Origin of the sequence: Oricola sp. (assembly GCF_022763245.1) — a bacterium.
GTDB lineage: Bacteria > Pseudomonadota > Alphaproteobacteria > Rhizobiales > Rhizobiaceae > Oricola.
The window spans coordinates 19,892-37,716 of the sequence record NZ_JALEGV010000034.1 but is presented as its reverse complement, the minus strand read 5'-3'; the positions used below and the strand labels follow the sequence as shown (position 1 = coordinate 37,716).

Below are 17,825 nucleotides of genomic sequence, written 5' to 3'. Positions count from 1 at the left end.
TGCCCGCCGGCCTGTCCCGGGTTGCCCTATTTGGCCTGCGCGGCTTCCGCCGCGGCAACCTGTTTCTTGACCGCGATGAAGCTGTCCGGCGTCACCGACATGGAGTCGATTCCGCATTCGACCAGGAACTCGGCGAACTCCGGATGGTCGCTCGGCGCCTGTCCGCACAGCCCGACTTTCGCGCCGGCGGCATGCGCCTCGCGGATGACGTTGGAGATCATCCATTTGACGGCCGGATCCTGTTCGTCGAACAGGCCGGACAGCGTGTCGGAGTCGCGATCGACGCCCAGCGTGAGCTGTGTCAGGTCGTTGGAGCCGATGGAGAAACCGTCGAAGCGCGAGGCGAAATCCTTGGCCAGGATCACGTTGGACGGGATCTCGCACATGACATAGACGAGCAGGCCGTTCTCGCCGCGATGCAGCCCGTTTTCGGCCATCACCTCGAGCACCTTGTCGGCCTCGCCGACGGAGCGGCAGAACGGGATCATCATCGTCACATTGTCGAAGCCCATGTCGTTGCGCAGTCGCGCCATGGCCTGGCATTCCAGCGCGAAGCCCGCCCGATAGGCCTCCGAATAGTAGCGCGACGCGCCACGGAAGCCGATCATCGGGTTTTCCTCGGCCGGCTCGAAGCCGGCGCCACCGAGAAGGCCCGCATATTCGTTGGTCTTGAAGTCGCTCATGCGCACGATGACCGGCTTCGGGTAGACGGTGGCGGCGATCCGGGCCAGGCCGCGCGCCAGCTTGTCGACGAAATATTCCGACTTGTCGTCGTAATCGCGGGTCAGCTGCTTGATCTTCTCGCGCGCCGCCTCGTCCGTCACCTGATCGAAGTGGATCAGCGCCATCGGATGGACCTGGATCTGGTTGTTGATCACGAATTCCATGCGCGCCAGACCGACGCCGTCGGTCGGGATCTGCCACCAGCGGAAGGCCGAACCCGGATTGGCGATGTTGAGCATGACCTTGGTGCGGGTCGCCGGAATGTCGGAGAGCGACTCGGTCTTTTCCTCGTATTCGGCGAAGCCTTCATAGACGAAGCCCTCGTCGCCCTCGGCGCAGGACAGCGTCACTTCCTGTTCGCTGTGCAGGATGTGCGTCGCCTCGCCCGTGCCGACAACCGCCGGAACGCCGAGCTCGCGGCTGACGATGGCCGCATGGGAGGTGCGGCCGCCATGGTCGGTGATGATGCCGGCGGCGCGCTTCATGATCGGCACCCAGTCCGGGTCGGTCGTGCCCGTCACCAGGATGGAGCCGTCGACGAACTTGTCGATGTCGGCGACGTCCTCGATCAGGCAGAGGCGGCCGGCGATCACGGACCCGCCGATGGACAGACCCTTGGTGAGGACCTTGCCCTTGGACTTGATGGTGTAGGATTTGAAGGACGACTGGTCGCGGCGCGCCTGCACGGTTTCAGGACGCGCCTGAACGATGAAAAGCGCGCCGGTGTCGCCGTCTTTCGCCCATTCCATGTCCATCGGGCAGCCGTAATGCTGTTCGATGATCACGGCCCAGCGGGCCAGCGTCAGCACCTCGTCTTCCGAGAGCACATAGGCCGCGCGCTCCTTCTTGGAGGTCGGCACGTTGCGGGTCTTTTCGGCGCCCTCGGAGTAGATCATCTTGATCCCCTTGGCGCCGACCTTCTTCTCGACGATCGGGCGGTATTCACCGCTTTCCAGCAGCGGCTTGAACACGACGAATTCGTCGGGATCGACGGCGCCCTGAACGACGTTCTCGCCGAGGCCCCAGGCCGCGTTGATGACCACGACCTTGTCGAAGCCGGTCTCGGTGTCGATGGAGAACATCACGCCCGAGCCGCCCTTGTCGGAGCGGACCATCAGCTGCACGCCGATGGAGAGCGCCACCTTCAGATGATCGAAGCCCTTCACCTGCCGGTAGCTGATCGCCCGGTCGGTGAACAGGGACGCAAAGCAGCGCTTGCAGGCGTCGAGCAGTTCACGCTCGCCCTTGATGTTGAGATAGGTTTCCTGCTGGCCGGCGAAGCTGGCGTCGGGGAGATCTTCCGCCGTGGCGCTTGAGCGCACCGCGACATCCACCTCGTCGCGGCCGGCCTTCGCCGACATCTGGCGGTAGAACTCGCCGATCTCGGCCGCCAGGTCGGCGGGAAACGTGCCGCGCAGGATCATCTTGCGAACCGCCGCGCCCGTTTCGGCCAGCGTCACGTGTCCGGCGACATATTCCTCGACCGCCTCGGCGATCCGGGCCATCAGGTCGTTGGCCTCCAGGAACTGCCAGTAGGCCTGCGACGTCGTTGCGAAACCGGACGGCACGGCGATGCCCTTCGAGCCGAGCTGGTTGAGCATTTCGCCCAACGAGGCATTCTTGCCGCCGACCCGGGGCACATCCTTGCGGCTCGCATCTTCAAGCCAGATTACGGTCTCGGAACTGGACATCGTGACAGGTTCCCCCCTCTTTGCTCCACGAAAGCAACCTACTGATCACAGAACGCCCGAATTCACATTGACTGACGTCAACCCGAGGCCGGTTCCGGGGCGTGGACGTGCGAATCGGCGGGGCGTGCGAGCGTTGCTTCGGGGCGCGGGATGCAGCGGGCCGTGGTGCGTTCGCCGAGACGTTTCATCCGCCGGCAGCCCAAGGAATCAAAGGGTTCGAAAGAAAATGCTGCAATGCGGGGAACCTTTTTCCCGCTAATCGGTTGAATTAAGTGAACAGATGTCTATGTCTGAGAGCATGAGTGTGCAGCGCACAATTTCATCCGGGTTTCGCAAATTCTTCCGCGGGCCACGTCTTTCCGGCAGTGTCCCCGCTCCCCGTCCGCCAGGCGTTTGACTTCCGTTCATTCCGTTCGACCCGCTTCGAACGATGCTCAATTCGGATGTTCAACAGCCACGGAAAGCCAACGTGACCCTCCCGCTTGTCGAAAGAAATTCTGTCATCGCCCAGACGCGACCCTTTTCCCGTATCGCCGTGATCGGCGCCGGTGCCTGGGGCACGGCGCTCGCCTCCGTCGCCCGGCGCGCCGGGCGCGACGTGACGATCTGGGGGCGTGACGAAGAGGTCGTTCGCACGATCAACGAACGCGACCGCAACGAACGCTACCTGCCCGGCATCGACCTGCCCGCCGGCATTCGCGCCACGACCGATCTGGCCGAAGCGCTTGCCGGCGCGGAGGCCGTCATGCTCGTGACGCCGTCGCACACCATGCGCGAGATGGGGCGCCGGATGGCGGAACATCTGAACGAAGAGACCGCGATCGCGCTCTGCGCAAAGGGCATCGAGGCCGGCACCGGCCGGCTGCTCGCCAGCGTCGTCGCCGAGGAAGCGCCCGGCCACCGGATCGGCGCGATTTCCGGCCCGACCTTCGCGCATGAGACGGCAAAGGCCTATCCGACGGCCGTGACTGTCGCCTTCGACTTCACTCATGAAGACCGGCTCGATCCCTCGGACAGCCCGGCCGCGCGGTTTGCGCTGTCGTTGAGCTCGCCGACCTTCCGCCCCTTCATTTCGGACGACCTGACCGGAGTGGAAATCGGCGGCGCGGTGAAGAACGTGATCGCCATCGCCTGCGGCATGATGACAGGTGCGGGTTTCGCCGAAAACACGCGCGCGGCCCTGATCGCCCGCGGCATGGACGAGATGAAGACGCTTGCCGAGGCGCTCGGCGGACGCCGCGAGACGATCACCGGCCTGTCAGGCGCCGGCGACCTCACGCTCACCTGCTCCAGCCAGACCTCGCGTAACATGTCGCTCGGCATCCAATTGGGAAGCGGTCTCGCGCGCGAGGACTGTTTCGAGGGCCGTCCCGTGGTCGTGGAGGGCGAGCTGAACGCCAAATCCGTGATGGACCTGGCGCGGCGCATGGACATCGCCATGCCGATCTGCGCCGCCGTCTATCACGTTCTGCACGAGGGTGCCGATCTCGACGCGACCTTCGCGCATTTGTGGTCGCAGCCGATCGTCGGCGAACCGCGGGCGCTCGACATCGTGATCGACCATCCCGCGCGCGTCACCGATCTCGACAACCTCGCCGGAGCCTTCGCATGACCAAGCATGAGAACATCGACGGCAAGCGCCTGCACGAACGCCACTTCGTGCTGGCGACCGATCTCGACGGGACGTTTCTCGGCGGCAGCGACGAAGATCGCGACACGCTCTACACATGGATCGAGGACAATCGCGCCACGATCGGCCTGATCTTCGTGACCGGGCGCGACCCGGAATTCATCGCCGACATCTGCGCCGGGACCAACGTGCCCTGGCCGGACTATGTCATCGGCGACGTCGGCACCACGATCGCCGAGGTGAAGTCCGGCGGCGCGATCTCGCCGATCGGCGCTCTGGAAGACGACATTTCGCGGCGCTGGGGCGCGAAGGGCGACGCGGTGCGCGACGCGCTCGACGGCCATCCGGGGCTCGACCTGCAACCGACGCCGTTCCGGTTCCGGGTCAGCTACGATCTTCGCGCCGACGAATACGATCCGAGCGCGCCCGAGAAGATCGCGGCGCTCGACCTTGACCATCTCGTTTCAGACAACCGTTTCTTCGACGTGTTGCCGAAGGGCGTGAGCAAGGGGCCGTCGCTGAAGCGGCTCGTCGCCCATCTCGGCATCGCCGAAGAGCGCGTGCTCGCGGCCGGCGACACGCTGAACGACCTCTCGATGCTGGAATGCGGGATCCAGGCCGTCGCCGTCGGCGGCGCCGAAGAGGCGCTGCTCAACCGGGTGCGCGACCTCGATCACGTCTTCACCGCATCAGCCATCGGCGCAGGCGGCATCCTGGAAGCCATTGCCGCGCTCGATCTTCACCCCACTCCGAAAGGATAAGCCATGCCCTCCGATCTCGTCATCGTCTACCACCGCCAGCCCTATGAGGAGGTGGAGGTCGACGGAAAAATCGAGTTTCGCGAAAACAAGAGTCCGAACGGCATCGTTCCGACGCTGAAGAGCTTTTTCGGCCATGTCGAGAAGGGTGCCTGGATCGCGTGGAAGGAAGCCGAGGATCCGAGCAACCCGGATTTCGAGCGCGTGATCGAGATCAGCGACCATTACGGCGATTACACCGTGTCGCGCCTGCCGCTGACCGCCGATCAGGTCTCCAGCTTCTACCATGTGACGTCGAAGGAGGCGTTCTGGCCGATCCTTCACTCCTTCAAGGAGAAGTACAATTACGACCCGGTGGACTGGCCGACCTTTCGCGAGGTGAACTGGGCGTTCGCCGAAGCCGCGGCCGCGGAAGCTGCCGAGGGCGCGGTGGTGTGGATCCACGACTACAATCTGTGGCTGGTGCCGGGCTATCTGCGCCAGTTGCGGCCGGACGTGCGGATATCGTTCTTCCACCACACCCCCTTCCCGGCCCCGGACATCTTCAACGTGCTTCCGTGGCGCAAGGAGATCGTCGAGAGCCTGCTGGCCTGCGACGTGGTCGGGTTCCACATCCCGCGCTACTCCGCCAATTTCGTGCAGGTGGCCCGCTCCCTCTTCGACGTGGACGTCGCGAAGCGCGAGAAGGTGCCGGACGAACTGATCTTCGATGGCACGGCGCTGGTCGAGCGGTCGGTGCCGACGCAGATCAGCTATGGCGACCGCCAGATCCTGGTCAGCGCCTGCCCGGTCGGCGTGGATGTCGACTTCATCTCGCAGCGCGCCGAAGAAGCCGAGACGCTGGAGAAGACGAAGGCGATCCGCGCGGAATTGGGCGACGCTAAGCTGATCCTGTCGGTCGGCCGCACGGATTACACCAAGGGCGGCATCGAACAGCTTCTGGCGTTCGAGCGTCTGCTGGAGCGCCGGCCGGATTTGCGCGGCAAGGTGCGCCTGATGCATGTCTCCGTCAGCGCCAACCGCAACATGACCGCCTATGAGGCGATCCAGGGCGAGATCGAGCAGATCGTCGGACGCATCAACGGCCGGTTCGGGTCGCTGGAATGGCAGCCGATCGCGCTGATTTCCACGGCGGTCCCGTTCCGCGAACTCGTCGGCTACTACCGGGCCGCCGATGTCGCGTGGATCACGCCGCTCGCCGACGGGATGAACATCGTCGCCAAGGAATTCGTCGCGACCCGCACGGACGAGGACGGCGTGCTGGTGCTCTCCGAATTCGCGGGCGCCGCAGTCGAGATGTCGGCGGCGGTGGTGACCAATCCGTTCTCGCACCGGTCGATGGACACGACGATCGACATGGCGCTCGACATGGAGCGCGAGGACAAGCGGGGCCGGATGCGGGCGCTGCGCGAGACCTTGCGCAAATACGACATCAAGGCCTGGGCGGACGAGCAGCACCGGCTCTTCGAAGCCGCGCGACATGTTTCGCGCGTAAGTAGCGACGTGCGCCCGGCCGCCTGAGGCGCCGTTAACCGCAAGTAAAACGATCCGATCTACACTCGCCGCGAGAATTGTGGATCGATCATGGCGCGAATTCTGACATCCCTGCAGACGGGCGACTGGCTCACCAAGGACCGGTTGCTCGTCTATCCATCGGTCATTCTGGCGATGACGCTGGCCGCGACAGCCTATCTGCTCGTCACCGGCGGGGGCGTGCTGCCGAACGGGTCGCCCTTCGGGTCGGACTTCGTCAGCTTCTGGGTCGCGGCGCGCGAGGCGGTCGCCGGCAGGCCCGAGACGCCCTACCTCGCCGAGACCTTTGCGGGGGTTCAAAACGAGATCTTCAAGGACGGCAATTTCTACGCCTTCTACTATCCGCCGCATTATCTCGCCTACCTCTTGCCGCTCGGCCTTCTGCCCTATTACCCGGCGCTCGCCCTGTGGGCGCTTGCCGGCTTCGCGGCCGCGGCCTTCGTCGTCACGCGGATCGTCGGCCATCGCTTCGAGACGTTCCTGATCACGCTGGCGTTTCCGGCGAGTTTCCTCACGGTCGCCCATGGCCAGAACGCCTTCCTGTCGGCGGCGCTGTTCGGCGGCGCGCTGATGGTGATGCGCACCCGTCCTGTCCTGGCGGGGGTGTTGTTCGGCCTGTTGACCTTCAAGCCGCAGCTCGGCCTGCTGATCCCCTTCGCGCTGCTGGCAGGCGCGCATTGGCGCACGATCCTGTCGGCCGGCGTGACCACGCTCGTCGTCGCAGCGGTCTCGGCGCTCCTATTCGGCACGGATGTCTGGACGCTGTTCATGGCGCAGGCCTCCGACGCCACGGCGACGCTGCGGGAGGGCTATGTGGGCTGGAACAAGATGATCTCGACCTACGCCATGCTGCGCGTGACGGGGCTTGGAGACGACGCGGCGATGACGGTCCAGTTCATCGTCTCGCTCGGCGTTCTGGCGACGGTGTGGTGGTCGTGGCGCCCGGAAAGCCGCGTGGCGTTCGAAACGCGCGCCGCATTGCTCCTGACCGGCGCGCTGCTGGCGACGCCCTTCGGGCTCAACTACGATCTCTTCATTCTGGCGCCGGCGATCGCGTTTGCGGTCGCGCACGGCATGGCGCGAGGCTTCGTCGCCTATCAGAAGACGGTGCTCGCGATCGTCTACATCTCGCCGGTCGCGATCCTGGCGCTGATGTCGAACAATCTGAACTTCGCGCCGATCGTGCTGGCGCTGATGTTCGGCCAGCTGGCGGGCAATGCCCTGCAGGACGCGCGGCGGGGCGGGCTGAGGCCGATGCCGGCCGGCGAATGACAAAAAAGGCGCCCCGAGGGGCGCCTTTTCCTTTTCGGATGTGCCGTAAGCAGTCTTACTGCGGCAGCTTGTCGTCCACGCCTTCGACGTAGAAGTTCATGCCGAGCAGCGTGCCGTCGTCGGAGACTTCGCCGTCCTTCAGCCACTCGGTGCCGTCCTGCTTGTTGACCGGGCCGGTGAACGGATGGAGTTCGCCCGACTTGATCTTGGCTTCGGTTTCCATCGCCATCGCCTTCACGTCGTCCGGCATGTTGGTGTAGGGCGCCATCGCGAGGATGCCTTCGGCGAGACCGTCCCAGCTCTGTTCCTCACCCTTCCAGGTGCCGTCCATCGCCGCCTTGATCTTCTTGACGTAGTACGGTCCCCAGGTGTCGAGGATGGCGGTGAGCTGCGCGTTCGGGCCGGCTTCGATCTGGTCGAAGGCCTGTCCGAAGGCGTGGATGCCGCGTTCCTCGGCGATCTGCATCGGCGCGGCCGAGTCGGTGTGCTGGGTCAGGACGTCGACGCCCTGGTCGATCAGCGCCTTGGCGGCGTCCGCTTCCTTGCCGGCGTCATGCCAGGTGTTGACCCAGACGACCTTCAGCTTGAAATCCGGATTGACCGAACGCGCGCCGAGCAGGAAGCCGTTGATGCCCATCACGACTTCCGGGATCGGGAAGGACGCGATGTAGCCGGCGACGCCGGTTTCCGACATCTTGCCCGCGATCTGGCCGATGATGTAGCGGCCCTGATAGAAGCGCGAATTGTAGGTGGTGACGTTCGGCGCGACCTTGTAGCCGGTGGCGTGCTCGAACTTCACGTCCGGGAACTTGGCCGCGACGGCGAGCGTCGGATCCATGTAGCCGAAGGACGTCGTGAAGATGATGCCGCAGCCCGAGCGCGCGAAACGCTCGATGGCGCGTTCGGAATCCGGGCCTTCCGGCACGTTTTCCAGATAGGCGGTTTCCACCGTGTCGCCGAGCTCCTGCTCGACATACTGGCGGCCCTGGTCGTGGGCCTGGGTCCAGCCGCCGTCGGTCTTGGGACCGATATAGACGAAGCAGGCCTTGAACTTGTCCTGGGCGACCGCGCTGGACGCGGTCATCACCGCCAGGGCGGACGCCAGTCCGATTACGAGCTTTTTCATCGAAGCACCTCTCTGTTGCTGCAAGGAAGGACGGTCCTTCCGTGGGGATTTCGTGCCTTTCCCGTCGTGTTATCGATCAGGCACAAATGGTTGGCCCAAGGAAGCGGGCGTGTTGATGATCGTCAAGCGCCTGTCGCGCGAGATTAGAACGAGAACCACAATCGTCGCCAGATAGGGCAGCGAAGAAAGCAGTTGCGACGGAATGCCGAAGCCGAGCGCCTGGGCGTGCAACTGGCCGATCGTCACCGCGCCGAAGAGATAGGCGCCGGCGAGAACCCGCCAGGGACGCCATGAGCCGAAGACGACCAGGGCGAGCGCGATCCAGCCGCGGCCGGCCGTCATGTTCTCCACCCATTGCGGCGTGTAGACGAGCGACAGATGCGCGCCGGCGAGCCCGGCGCAGCCGCCGCCGAACATCACCGCGAGATAGCGATAGCCGATGACCGGAATGCCGAGCGCATGGGCGGATTTGTGATTGTCGCCGATGGAACGCAGCGTCAGGCCCGCACGCGTGCGAAACAGGAACCACGTCGTTCCGGCCGTCAGCAGGATCGACAGGTAGAAGATCGGATCCTGGCCGAACAGCAATTTGCCGACGAGCGGGATCTCGGTGAGGCCCGGAATGTTGAGGCTGGGCAGGCGGATGCCGGCCTTGCCGACGAAGCTCTCCCCGATCAGCCCGGACACGCCGATGCCGAGCAGGGTCAGCGACAGGCCGGTCGCCACCTGGTTGGTCGCGAGGCTGAGCGTCAGGAACCCGAAGAGCAGAGAGAGCAACGCGCCCGCGACGATGCCGCCCACCACGCCCATCCAGGGCGAACCGGTGATCATGGCGGCGGCGAAGCCGCAGACGGCGCCGATCACCATCATGCCTTCGACGCCGAGATTGAGGACGCCGGAGCGCTCCACGACGAGTTCGCCGATGGCCGCGATGAGCAGCGGCGTCGCTGCCGTCATGATCGTCAGAATGACGTTCTGCGCGATATCCATCACGATTTCTCCATGGCGGACGCGATCGCGCGTCCGGCGACGCGGATACGGTAGTGAATGAGCGTGTCGCAGCCGAGCACGAAGAACAGCAGCATGCCCTGGAACACCCGCGCGACCTTGTCGGAGACGCCGAGAGAAATCTGCGCCGCCTCGCCGCCGAGATAGGTCAGTGCGAGGACAAGGCCGGCCGCAATGATCCCGAGCGGATTCAGGCGACCGAGGAAGGCGACGATGATGGCGGTGAAGCCGTATCCGGGTGAGATCGTCTCACGCAGCTGGCCGATCGCGCCCGACACTTCGCTGATGCCCGCAAGGCCAGCGAGGGCGCCCGACACCAGGAAGGCGAAGAACACCATGCCCGGCGCGCTGAACCCGGCGAAGCGCCCTGCCCTCGGGCTCGAGCCGATCAGGCGCACCTCGAAGCCTTTCAGCGTGGAGCGCAGCATGAACCAGACGACGACCGCCGCGATGACCGCAAACACGATGCCGAGATGCGCTCCGCCCTGCGACGGCGCGATCTCCGGCAACTGGGCAGCCGACGACAAGCGGATCGAACCGGGAAAGCCCGCGCCGTTCGGGTCGCGCAGCGCGCCGCGCGCCAGCCAGTCGAGGAAGAGCTGCGCGACATAGACGAGCATCAGGCTGGTCAGGATTTCGTTGGTGTTGAAGCGCGTCTTCAGGAGGGCCGGTATCGCTCCATAGGCCGCGCCGCCGATCATGCCCATGATCATCATCAGCGGCAGTGTCGCGGCGTTCTGGAAGCCGGGAACGAGGATGGGGATGAGGGATCCGGCGATGCCGCCGAAGATGAACTGGCCTTCCGCGCCGATGTTCCAGTTGTTCGAACGGTAGCAGACCGAGAGCCCGACCGCGATCATGATCAGCGGCGTGGCCTTGATGATCAGTTCGTGAACCGACCACATCTCCGACAGGGGCTCGATGAAATAGGAATAGAGCGCCGCAAGCGGCGGCTTGCCGATGGCCGCGAACAGGATCGCGCCGAAGACGAGCGTCAGGCCGAAGGCGATGAAGGGCGACATGGCCGAGAAGAACGCGGAATGCTGCGGCCGTTTGACGAGTTCGATCCGGATCACGCCTTCTTCTCCCTCACGCCTGAACTTCCATGTCCCGGGCCGCATGGCCGGGTTCCGCGCCGCCCATCAGAAGCCCGATCTTCTCGTAGGTCGCGTCCGCGATCGGCACCGGCGCCGACAGATGCCCGTTGTGCATCACGGCGATGGAATCGGAAATCTCGAACAACTCGTCGAGATCCTGGCTGATCACGAGAACGGCCGAACCCGAGCGGGCGAGTTCGATCAGCGCCTGGCGGATGTGCGCCGCGGCGCCGGCGTCCACGCCCCAGGTCGGCTGGTTGACGACCATGATCGCTGGCTTGCGGTCGAGTTCGCGACCGATGATGAATTTCTGCAGGTTGCCGCCCGACAGCGCTGCGGCTTCCGGGTCCTCGGCGCTCTTGCGCACGTCCATGTCGGAGACGATGCGCTTGGTCGACCGCGCGATGGCGCCGCTGCGGATGACGCCGAGCGGGCCGAGAAAGGCCTTGCCGTCGGTGCGGTGGCGCGACAGCAGCAGGTTCTCCGACAGTTTCATGCCCGGCGCCGCGCCATGGCCCAGACGCTCCTCGGGAACGAAAGCCGCGCCCGCCCGCCGCCTCTGGGAAATGCCCAGCCGGCCGGAATCCTTGCCGCGCAGCCGGACCTGGCCCGGCGTGGTCTGCAGCACTTCGCCCGACAGCGCCTCGAACAGTTCGCCCTGTCCGTTGCCGGCCACCCCGGCGATGCCGATCACCTCGCCGGCCCGCACCGTCAGCGACACGCCGGACAGCGGCACCGCGAAGGGGCTGGCCGCGTGGCGGACCAGATCGACGATTTCGAGAAGCGGTTCGCCCGTGGAACCGGCGCCCGTGCGCTGCACCGCTGCGACATCCGCGCCGACCATCATGCTGGCCAGCGACGCCGGCGTCTCGTTGGCCGGCGTGCAATGCGCGACCACCTTGCCGTGACGCAACACGGTCGCGCGGTCGCAGATGCGCTGCACCTCTTCGAGGCGGTGCGAGATGTAGAGGATCGACTTTCCCTCGCCGCGCAGCTGATCGAGCGTCACGAAGAGCTTTTCGGCCTCCTGCGGGGTCAGAACCGAGGTGGGTTCGTCGAGGATGATGAGTTCGGGCTTTTGCAGCAGGCAACGGATGATCTCGATGCGCTGGCGTTCGCCGACCGACAGGTCGCCCACCACGGCATTCGGGTCGAGCGGCAGGCCATAGGCGTCGCCCAGCGCCTTGGCGCGTTCCGCGATCGTCGACAGCGCCGTCGCCTCGTCCAGCGACAGGGCGATGTTCTCGGCGGTGGTCAATGCGTCGAACAGTGAGAAATGCTGGAACACCATGCCGATGCCGAGCGCGCGTGCCTGCATCGGGTTGGCAACCGCGACGGGCTCTTCCTTCCAGAAGATCGTGCCCGCATCCGGTTGCAGCGATCCGAACAGCATCTTGACGAGCGTGGATTTGCCGGCGCCGTTTTCGCCGAGCAGGGCGTGGATTTCACCGGGTGCGACATCGAGGTCGACGGCGTCATTGGCCTTGAGCGTGCCGAAAACCTTGGTGATCCCCGCGACCCGGAGAAGCGTTCCCGACGCGGCAGTCGTGGCCGTTGCGTCCGTCAATCCGTATGCCCCCACCAAAAAACCGTTGCAGTGCAGCAGCTAAGCCCATTCGGAAGAAGTGTGCAAATGCGAAAAGGCGTTCTGCAGCGCTTTTCATTCACAATCTCCCGTTGAGCGGCCGGGCCTGTGGAGATCGATCGCGGTCCGATCCGGGGCGCCGATGCTTCAATCGGTCCCGGTCGAGGCACTGGACAGACGCCGCGTCCTGCGCCAGTTCTGACGCATCGATCGCATGAGAGGATTTTGCCATGACAGAGAGCGACATCGTTGTCGTCGGCGGCGGCCCGGCCGGAATGGCGGCCGCTCTGCAGGCTGCGCGCCATGGCTACAGCGTGACGCTGGTCGCGCCGTCCGGCACCTTCATCGACACCGACGAACGCACCACTGCGGTGATGATGCCCGGCGTCGAACTGCTGCAGGAACTCGGCGCCCTGGTGGATCTCGACGCCGAGGGCACGCCGATGAAGCGGATGCGGATCATCGACGCGACGCGCCGGCTCGTCCGGGCGCCCACCGTGACCTTCGAGGCGCACGAGATCGACGAACCGGCTTTCGGCTACAATCTCGTCAATCGCGCGCTCAACGCCGCGCTTGAAAAGGCCGTGGACGCCTCGTCGTCCATCGCCTGCGTCGATGCGAAGGCAAGTTCGGTCGCCTATGAGAGTGACGCCGCGACGGTCGCGCTGTCCAACGGCGATTCGGTGCGCGCCAAGCTGGTGGTCGCGGCCGACGGCGTGAATTCGATGCTGCGCGAAGCGGCGGGCATCGGCACGCGCAACTGGAGCTATCCGCAGACGGCCGTCGTCCTGACATTCGACCACAGCCGCAGCCACGGCTTCACCTCGACGGAATTCCACACGGAAAGCGGCCCCTTCGCGCAGGTTCCGATGCGTGGAAACAGGTCGAGCCTCGTCTGGGTGGTTCAGCCGGAGGAAGCCGAGACCATCGCGACGCTCGACGGCGACACGCTGGCCGGCATGATCGAGGAGCGGATGCAATCCATGCTCGGCCGCGTGAGCGGCGTGTCGAAGCCGCAGTGCTGGCCGCTTTCGGGCATGATCGCACATCGGTTCGCGGCGACGCGGCTGGTTCTCGTCGGGCAGACGGCCCACATCTTCCCGCCCATCGGCGCGCAGGGGCTGAACCTCTCGCTGCGCGACATCGCCGACCTCGGCAAGTGCCTGGCGTCCGCCGGCGCCGATGCGGGCGCGGACAGCGTGACGCGGCGCTACGACTGGCTGAGGCGCGCGGACGTGACGACACGGACGGCGACCGTCGATCTGCTGAACCGCTCATTGCTGACCGGCTTCCTGCCGGTGCAGCTGGCGCGGGCCGTCGGCCTCGGCGCGCTCACGGCGCTCCGGCCGCTTCGCAACATCGCGATGCGGGAAGGCATGGCGCCGGGTCGCGGATTGCGCAGCCTGTTCGAGCGGCCGTCAGAGGTCAGGGAAACAGATCGGGCGGGAGCAGCCCGTTCGTCATAGCGTAAAGCAGAGCGGTCACGGTGACGACCGAGGTCGTCGTCGTGATCAGCACCGAAGCCGAGGCGCGCTCGATCCAGACGCCATATTGCTGGGCGATGACGAAGACGTTGGTGGCGGTCGGCAAGGCGGCGAGCAGTACGCCCGAATAGACCCATGTCGGCGGGAAATTGCCGAGCCAGCTCAACAGCAGATAGACGATGACCGGATGCACGACGAGCTTCAGCGGCACGATGAAGACCATGTCCATCGGCACGCGGCGCAACGGCCGCAGCGCGAGCGTCACGCCCATCACGAACAGCGCACAGGGCGCGGCCGCGTTGGCGAGGTAGTTGAGCAGCGTCTGCACGGCGGCCGGCGGCTCGAACGAGACGAGCGCCGCCCCGACGCCGACGATGGTTGCCAGGATGAAGGGGTGGGTGAAGATGCGCCGCGCGACGTCCAGCGCCAGCTCGGCGGGCGACATCCGGGTGCCGTTGCGGCCCGACAGGGCCATCATCAGCGGCGCCATGATGAAATGCAGCGTGTTGTCGAAGCAGAAGACCAATGCGACCGGCACGACCGCGTCTTCTCCGAAGGCAAGGAGCGCCAGACCGGGGCCCATGTAGCCTATATTGCCATAGGCGGCGGACAGCCCCTTGATCGTGCTTTCCTCGATGTTGCCGCCCGAACGAACCACCGCGATGACGAACATCAGCGAGTAGATGATGTAGGTGCCGAAGGTCGCGCCCACGACGAAGCGCCACTGGGCGAGTTGTTCCACGGGCGTGCGCGACAACAGGTTGAAGAACAGGGCCGGAAGCGCGACGTAGACGATGAAGGTGTTCATCCAGCCGAGCGCATCCAGCGGCTGGCGCGTGATCCTGGCGGTGATGAAGCCAAGCAGGATCAGGCCGAAGAACGGCAATACCAGCCCGATAACGTTTGCCATCGTCCCCTTTCCGACCGCTCCGGCGGCCCCAACTTCCCCGTGCGCGTTTCACGCGACGCCGTGAAACCGGCTGGCAGCCGGTCCAAGGCCTTGAAATTCCATGTGGGTTGTCACAAATCTTGCGTATGGACAAGCATTCGTCAAAAACCGTCTTTGCCCGCTACTCGATCGGCGACCTTGTGCAGCACCGGGTCTATCCGTTCCGTGGCGTGATTTTCGACGTCGATCCCGAATTCGCCAACACCGAGGAATGGTACGAGGCGATCCCCGAGGATTTGCGTCCGCGCAAGGACCAGCCCTTCTATCACCTCTTCGCCGAAAACGCGGAGACGGAATACGTCGCCTATGTGTCCGAGCAGAACCTCGTGCCTGACGAAACCGGCGAACCCGTGCGCCATCCCCAGGTGCCGGAAGTGTTCGAGTGGCTGTCGGACGATCGCCGCTATTCGATGCGCTCCGGCCTGGAGCACTGACGGCAACCATCGATTTGCCTGCTAGGCGCCCGAGGCGACCTCGGCGATCGCCTCGGCCAGCGTGGCCGGGTCCTGCGCGCCGACCACTGCATATTTGTTCTGAAGAATGAAGCAGGGGACGCCGCTGACGCCCATGGAGCGGGCGAGCGCGATTTCCTGGCTGACGGCGTCCTTGTCGGAGTCGCTGGCGAGCAGCGTTTCGACGATCGCGGGATCCATGCCGCATTGCCGGGCCACATCGACGAGTTCTGCGTGGTCGCCGATGTTGCGGCCTTCCAGAAAGAACAGCGCGAAGAGCCTGTCCACCACCCGATCCTGAACGCCCTCGCCCGCGGTCCGCGCCCAGCGGATCAGCCGATGGGCGTCCAGCGTGTTGGGTGAAACCCCGATCGTGTCGAAGCGGAACGGGATGCCGGCGCCCCTGCCCGCCGCCTCGATATTGGCGTAGAGTTCGCGCGCCCGTTCAAGTCCTCCGAACTTCTCGGCCAGATAGAGATCGCGCGGCTTGCCTTCGGGCGGCAGGGTCGGGTCGAGCTGATAGGGCCGCCAGTGCGTATCGACCCCGATATCGGGATCGAGGGCGGCCAGTGCCGCCTCGTAGCGCTTCTTGCCGATGTAACACCACGGACACATCACGTCCGAGACGATGTCGACCTGTACGCGGGTCACTCCTGCGACCACCAGACGGGCATCTGATAGCCGTAGAGCGGCGTCACATCCGGATATTTGATGTGGGCCCAATGGGCGACCCAGGATTCGCGGATGTGGTAGAGCGGGATCAGGTAATGGCCCGAGATCAGGATGCGGTCCAGCGCACGCACGGCGGCGGCGAAATCCTCGCGTTCTCGCGCATTGACGAGCGCGTCGATCATCGCATCGATCGCCGGATCGGACGCGCCGGCGAAGTTGAACGTCCCCTCGATGTCGCGCGACTGAGAGCCCCAGCGCCAGACCTGCTCCGCGCCAGGCGACAGCGACGCGGAGAGGAAGCCCGACGTCACGTCGTAGTCGTAGGACTGGCGGCGCTTCTGATATTCGGAATCGTCGACGCGGCGGATCTGCACGTCGATGCCCACCGTCTGCGCGGTGCGCTGATAGGAGAGCGCCATCTTCTCTTCCTCCAGGTTGGAGGTGAGGATCTCGAAGCTCAACTGCTTGCCGTCCTTGACGAGCCGGCCGTCCTCGATGGCGTATCCGGCCTCCGTCAGGATCTCCAGCGCTCCGCGCAGGACCGAACGGTCACGGCCCGACCCGTCGGTCTTCGACGGCGTGTAGGTGCCGTCCATGACTTCCGGCAGAACCGCGTCCGGGAACGGTGCCAGCAGCGCCTTTTCGCGCTCGTCGGCCGGGCGGCCGATCGCCGACAATTCGTCGGAATTCTGCCAGAAGGACGCCGTGCGCGTGTAGCGCTCCCCGAACAGGTTCTTGTTCACCCACTCGAAGTCGAACAGCATCGCCAGACCTTCGCGGACCTTCGGATCGGCGAAAACCTCGCGGCGCGTGTTGAAGAAGAAGCCGAACATGGTCTGCGGCTGGTTGGACACGAAGACGGCCTTCTTCACCCGGCCGTCCTGCACGGCGGGGAAATCATAGGCAGTCTCCCAGCGCACGGGATCACCCTCGGGATTGATGTCGAAGACACCCTTCTTGAAGGCTTCGAAACGCGTCGTCTCGTCGCGGAAATACTCAACGGTGATCGTTTCGTAATTGTCGAAGCCGCGTTTCGACGGGACGTCCTTTGCCCAATATTCAGGGTTGCGGCGATAGACGATGCGGGTGCCGGGATCGACGGATTCGATCAGGTAGGGACCGCTGCCGACAGGCACGTCGAGCGTGGTTTCCTCGTATGTGTCGATGTCGATGGCGTGTTTCGGCAGCACCGGCATGAGCGCGATCAGCAGCGGAAACTCGCGGTCGGCGGTTTCGTTGAAGGTGAACTTGACCTTCAGGTCGCCGGTTTTCTCGATCTTCTCGATCTTCTTCTTGCGGCTGTTATAGGGCGGCCGGCCTTTCGCCTCGAGCAGGTCGAAGGTGAAGATCACGTCGTCCGGCGTGATGGGCTCTCCGTCGGACCAGCGCGCGTCGGGGTTCAAGGTGAATTCCAGCCAGGTGCGCTCCGGGTCCGTTTCAACCTTCTCGGCGATGAGCCCGTACATGGTGAAAGGCTCGTCGCGCGAGCGCTGCATCAGCGGTTCGAAGACGAGGTTGCCGATCTCGGGATCGGCCCACATGCCGCGCGCCGTCGTGCGGAAGCTCTTGAGCAGAAACGGGTTCAGGCTGTCGAAGGTGCCGCGGACGCCGTATTTCACCGCGCCACCCTTCGGCGCGTCGGGATTGGCATAGGGGAAATGCGCGTAATCGGCCGGCAGGGCGGGCTGACCATGCATCGCGATGCCGTGCATGGGTTCCGCGAACGCTGCCGTCGTCAGGCCGAGGAGCAAGCCTGCGATCGCGCCGCTGAAATACCTGATGGAATTGCGCATGTCCTGTCCTCCACGCTGCGTTCCGTTACGGATTCGGAACCTAGCACGGGCG

Annotated in this window: 14 protein-coding genes; 6 read left to right on the top strand and 8 right to left on the bottom strand. The window is 65.0% G+C overall.

From position 1 onward, the window contains the following. Positions 1-26: 26 nt before the first annotated feature. The gene (gene ppsA / locus MRY80_RS15645) at positions 27-2,414 is read right to left on the bottom strand and encodes a phosphoenolpyruvate synthase (protein WP_293291986.1); all 2,388 of its coding nucleotides are present in this window, start codon (positions 2,412-2,414) and stop codon (positions 27-29) included. Between the two features lie 469 nt (positions 2,415-2,883). Here ppsA and MRY80_RS15640 point away from each other — a divergent pair, with 469 nt between their 5' ends. The 4 genes from MRY80_RS15640 to MRY80_RS15625 all read left to right on the top strand — a co-directional run bounded on the left by MRY80_RS15640 (position 2,884) and on the right by MRY80_RS15625 (position 7,607). After that, complete coding sequence (locus MRY80_RS15640) at positions 2,884-4,026, top strand: NAD(P)H-dependent glycerol-3-phosphate dehydrogenase (protein ID WP_293291985.1); 1,143 nt, start codon at positions 2,884-2,886, stop codon at positions 4,024-4,026. After that, entirely contained in the window at positions 4,023-4,805 is a 783-nt protein-coding gene (locus MRY80_RS15635) for an HAD family hydrolase (RefSeq protein ID WP_293291984.1), read from the top strand. The genes MRY80_RS15640 and MRY80_RS15635 overlap by 4 nt, the downstream gene beginning before the upstream one ends. Positions 4,806-4,808: 3 nt before the next feature. After that, on the top strand, positions 4,809-6,323 hold the full coding sequence (ggpS, locus tag MRY80_RS15630) for a glucosylglycerol-phosphate synthase (RefSeq protein ID WP_293291983.1): 1,515 nt from the start codon (positions 4,809-4,811) through the stop codon (positions 6,321-6,323). Between the two features lie 63 nt (positions 6,324-6,386). Continuing rightward, positions 6,387-7,607, top strand: coding sequence for a glycosyltransferase family 87 protein (locus tag MRY80_RS15625; RefSeq protein ID WP_293291982.1), 1,221 nt, complete (start codon positions 6,387-6,389; stop codon positions 7,605-7,607). Between the two features lie 55 nt (positions 7,608-7,662). Here MRY80_RS15625 and MRY80_RS15620 read toward each other — a convergent pair whose 3' ends face one another. The 4 genes from MRY80_RS15620 to MRY80_RS15605 form a co-directional block, all read right to left on the bottom strand. Continuing rightward, positions 7,663-8,733, bottom strand: coding sequence for a BMP family ABC transporter substrate-binding protein (locus tag MRY80_RS15620; protein WP_293291981.1), 1,071 nt, complete (start codon positions 8,731-8,733; stop codon positions 7,663-7,665). A gap of 69 nt (positions 8,734-8,802) precedes the next feature. Continuing rightward, positions 8,803-9,723, bottom strand: coding sequence for an ABC transporter permease (locus MRY80_RS15615; RefSeq protein ID WP_293291980.1), 921 nt, complete (start codon positions 9,721-9,723; stop codon positions 8,803-8,805). Then, positions 9,723-10,817, bottom strand: coding sequence for an ABC transporter permease (locus MRY80_RS15610; protein WP_293291979.1), 1,095 nt, complete (start codon positions 10,815-10,817; stop codon positions 9,723-9,725). The genes MRY80_RS15615 and MRY80_RS15610 overlap by 1 nt, the downstream gene beginning before the upstream one ends. Positions 10,818-10,830: 13 nt before the next feature. Continuing rightward, positions 10,831-12,405, bottom strand: coding sequence for an ABC transporter ATP-binding protein (locus tag MRY80_RS15605; RefSeq protein ID WP_293291978.1), 1,575 nt, complete (start codon positions 12,403-12,405; stop codon positions 10,831-10,833). Positions 12,406-12,653: 248 nt separating this feature from the next. Between MRY80_RS15605 and MRY80_RS15600 the strand changes: the two genes are divergently transcribed. Then, positions 12,654-13,889: a UbiH/UbiF family hydroxylase gene (locus MRY80_RS15600; RefSeq protein WP_293291977.1), complete on the top strand. Its 1,236-nt coding sequence runs from the start codon at positions 12,654-12,656 to the stop codon at positions 13,887-13,889. Here the strand turns inward: MRY80_RS15600 and MRY80_RS15595 are convergent. Beyond that, complete coding sequence (locus MRY80_RS15595) at positions 13,849-14,817, bottom strand: AEC family transporter (protein ID WP_293291976.1); 969 nt, start codon at positions 14,815-14,817, stop codon at positions 13,849-13,851. The two genes, MRY80_RS15600 and MRY80_RS15595, sit on opposite strands and share 41 nt — an antisense overlap. Before the next feature lie 125 nt (positions 14,818-14,942). On the opposite strand from MRY80_RS15595, the gene hspQ reads away from it, so the two are divergent. After that, positions 14,943-15,290 carry a heat shock protein HspQ gene (gene hspQ, locus MRY80_RS15590; protein ID WP_293291975.1) on the top strand — a complete coding sequence of 116 codons (348 nt, stop codon included), beginning with the start codon at positions 14,943-14,945 and terminating at the stop codon, positions 15,288-15,290. A gap of 21 nt (positions 15,291-15,311) precedes the next feature. Here the strand turns inward: hspQ and MRY80_RS15585 are convergent, their stop codons facing one another. Together MRY80_RS15585 and MRY80_RS15580 are read right to left on the bottom strand one after the other, a co-directional pair. Then, positions 15,312-15,959, bottom strand: coding sequence for a DsbA family oxidoreductase (locus tag MRY80_RS15585; RefSeq protein WP_293291974.1), 648 nt, complete (start codon positions 15,957-15,959; stop codon positions 15,312-15,314). Next, entirely contained in the window at positions 15,956-17,692 is a 1,737-nt protein-coding gene (locus tag MRY80_RS15580; protein WP_293292046.1) for an extracellular solute-binding protein, read from the bottom strand. The genes MRY80_RS15585 and MRY80_RS15580 overlap by 4 nt, the downstream gene beginning before the upstream one ends. Between the last annotated feature and the right edge of the window lie 133 nt (positions 17,693-17,825).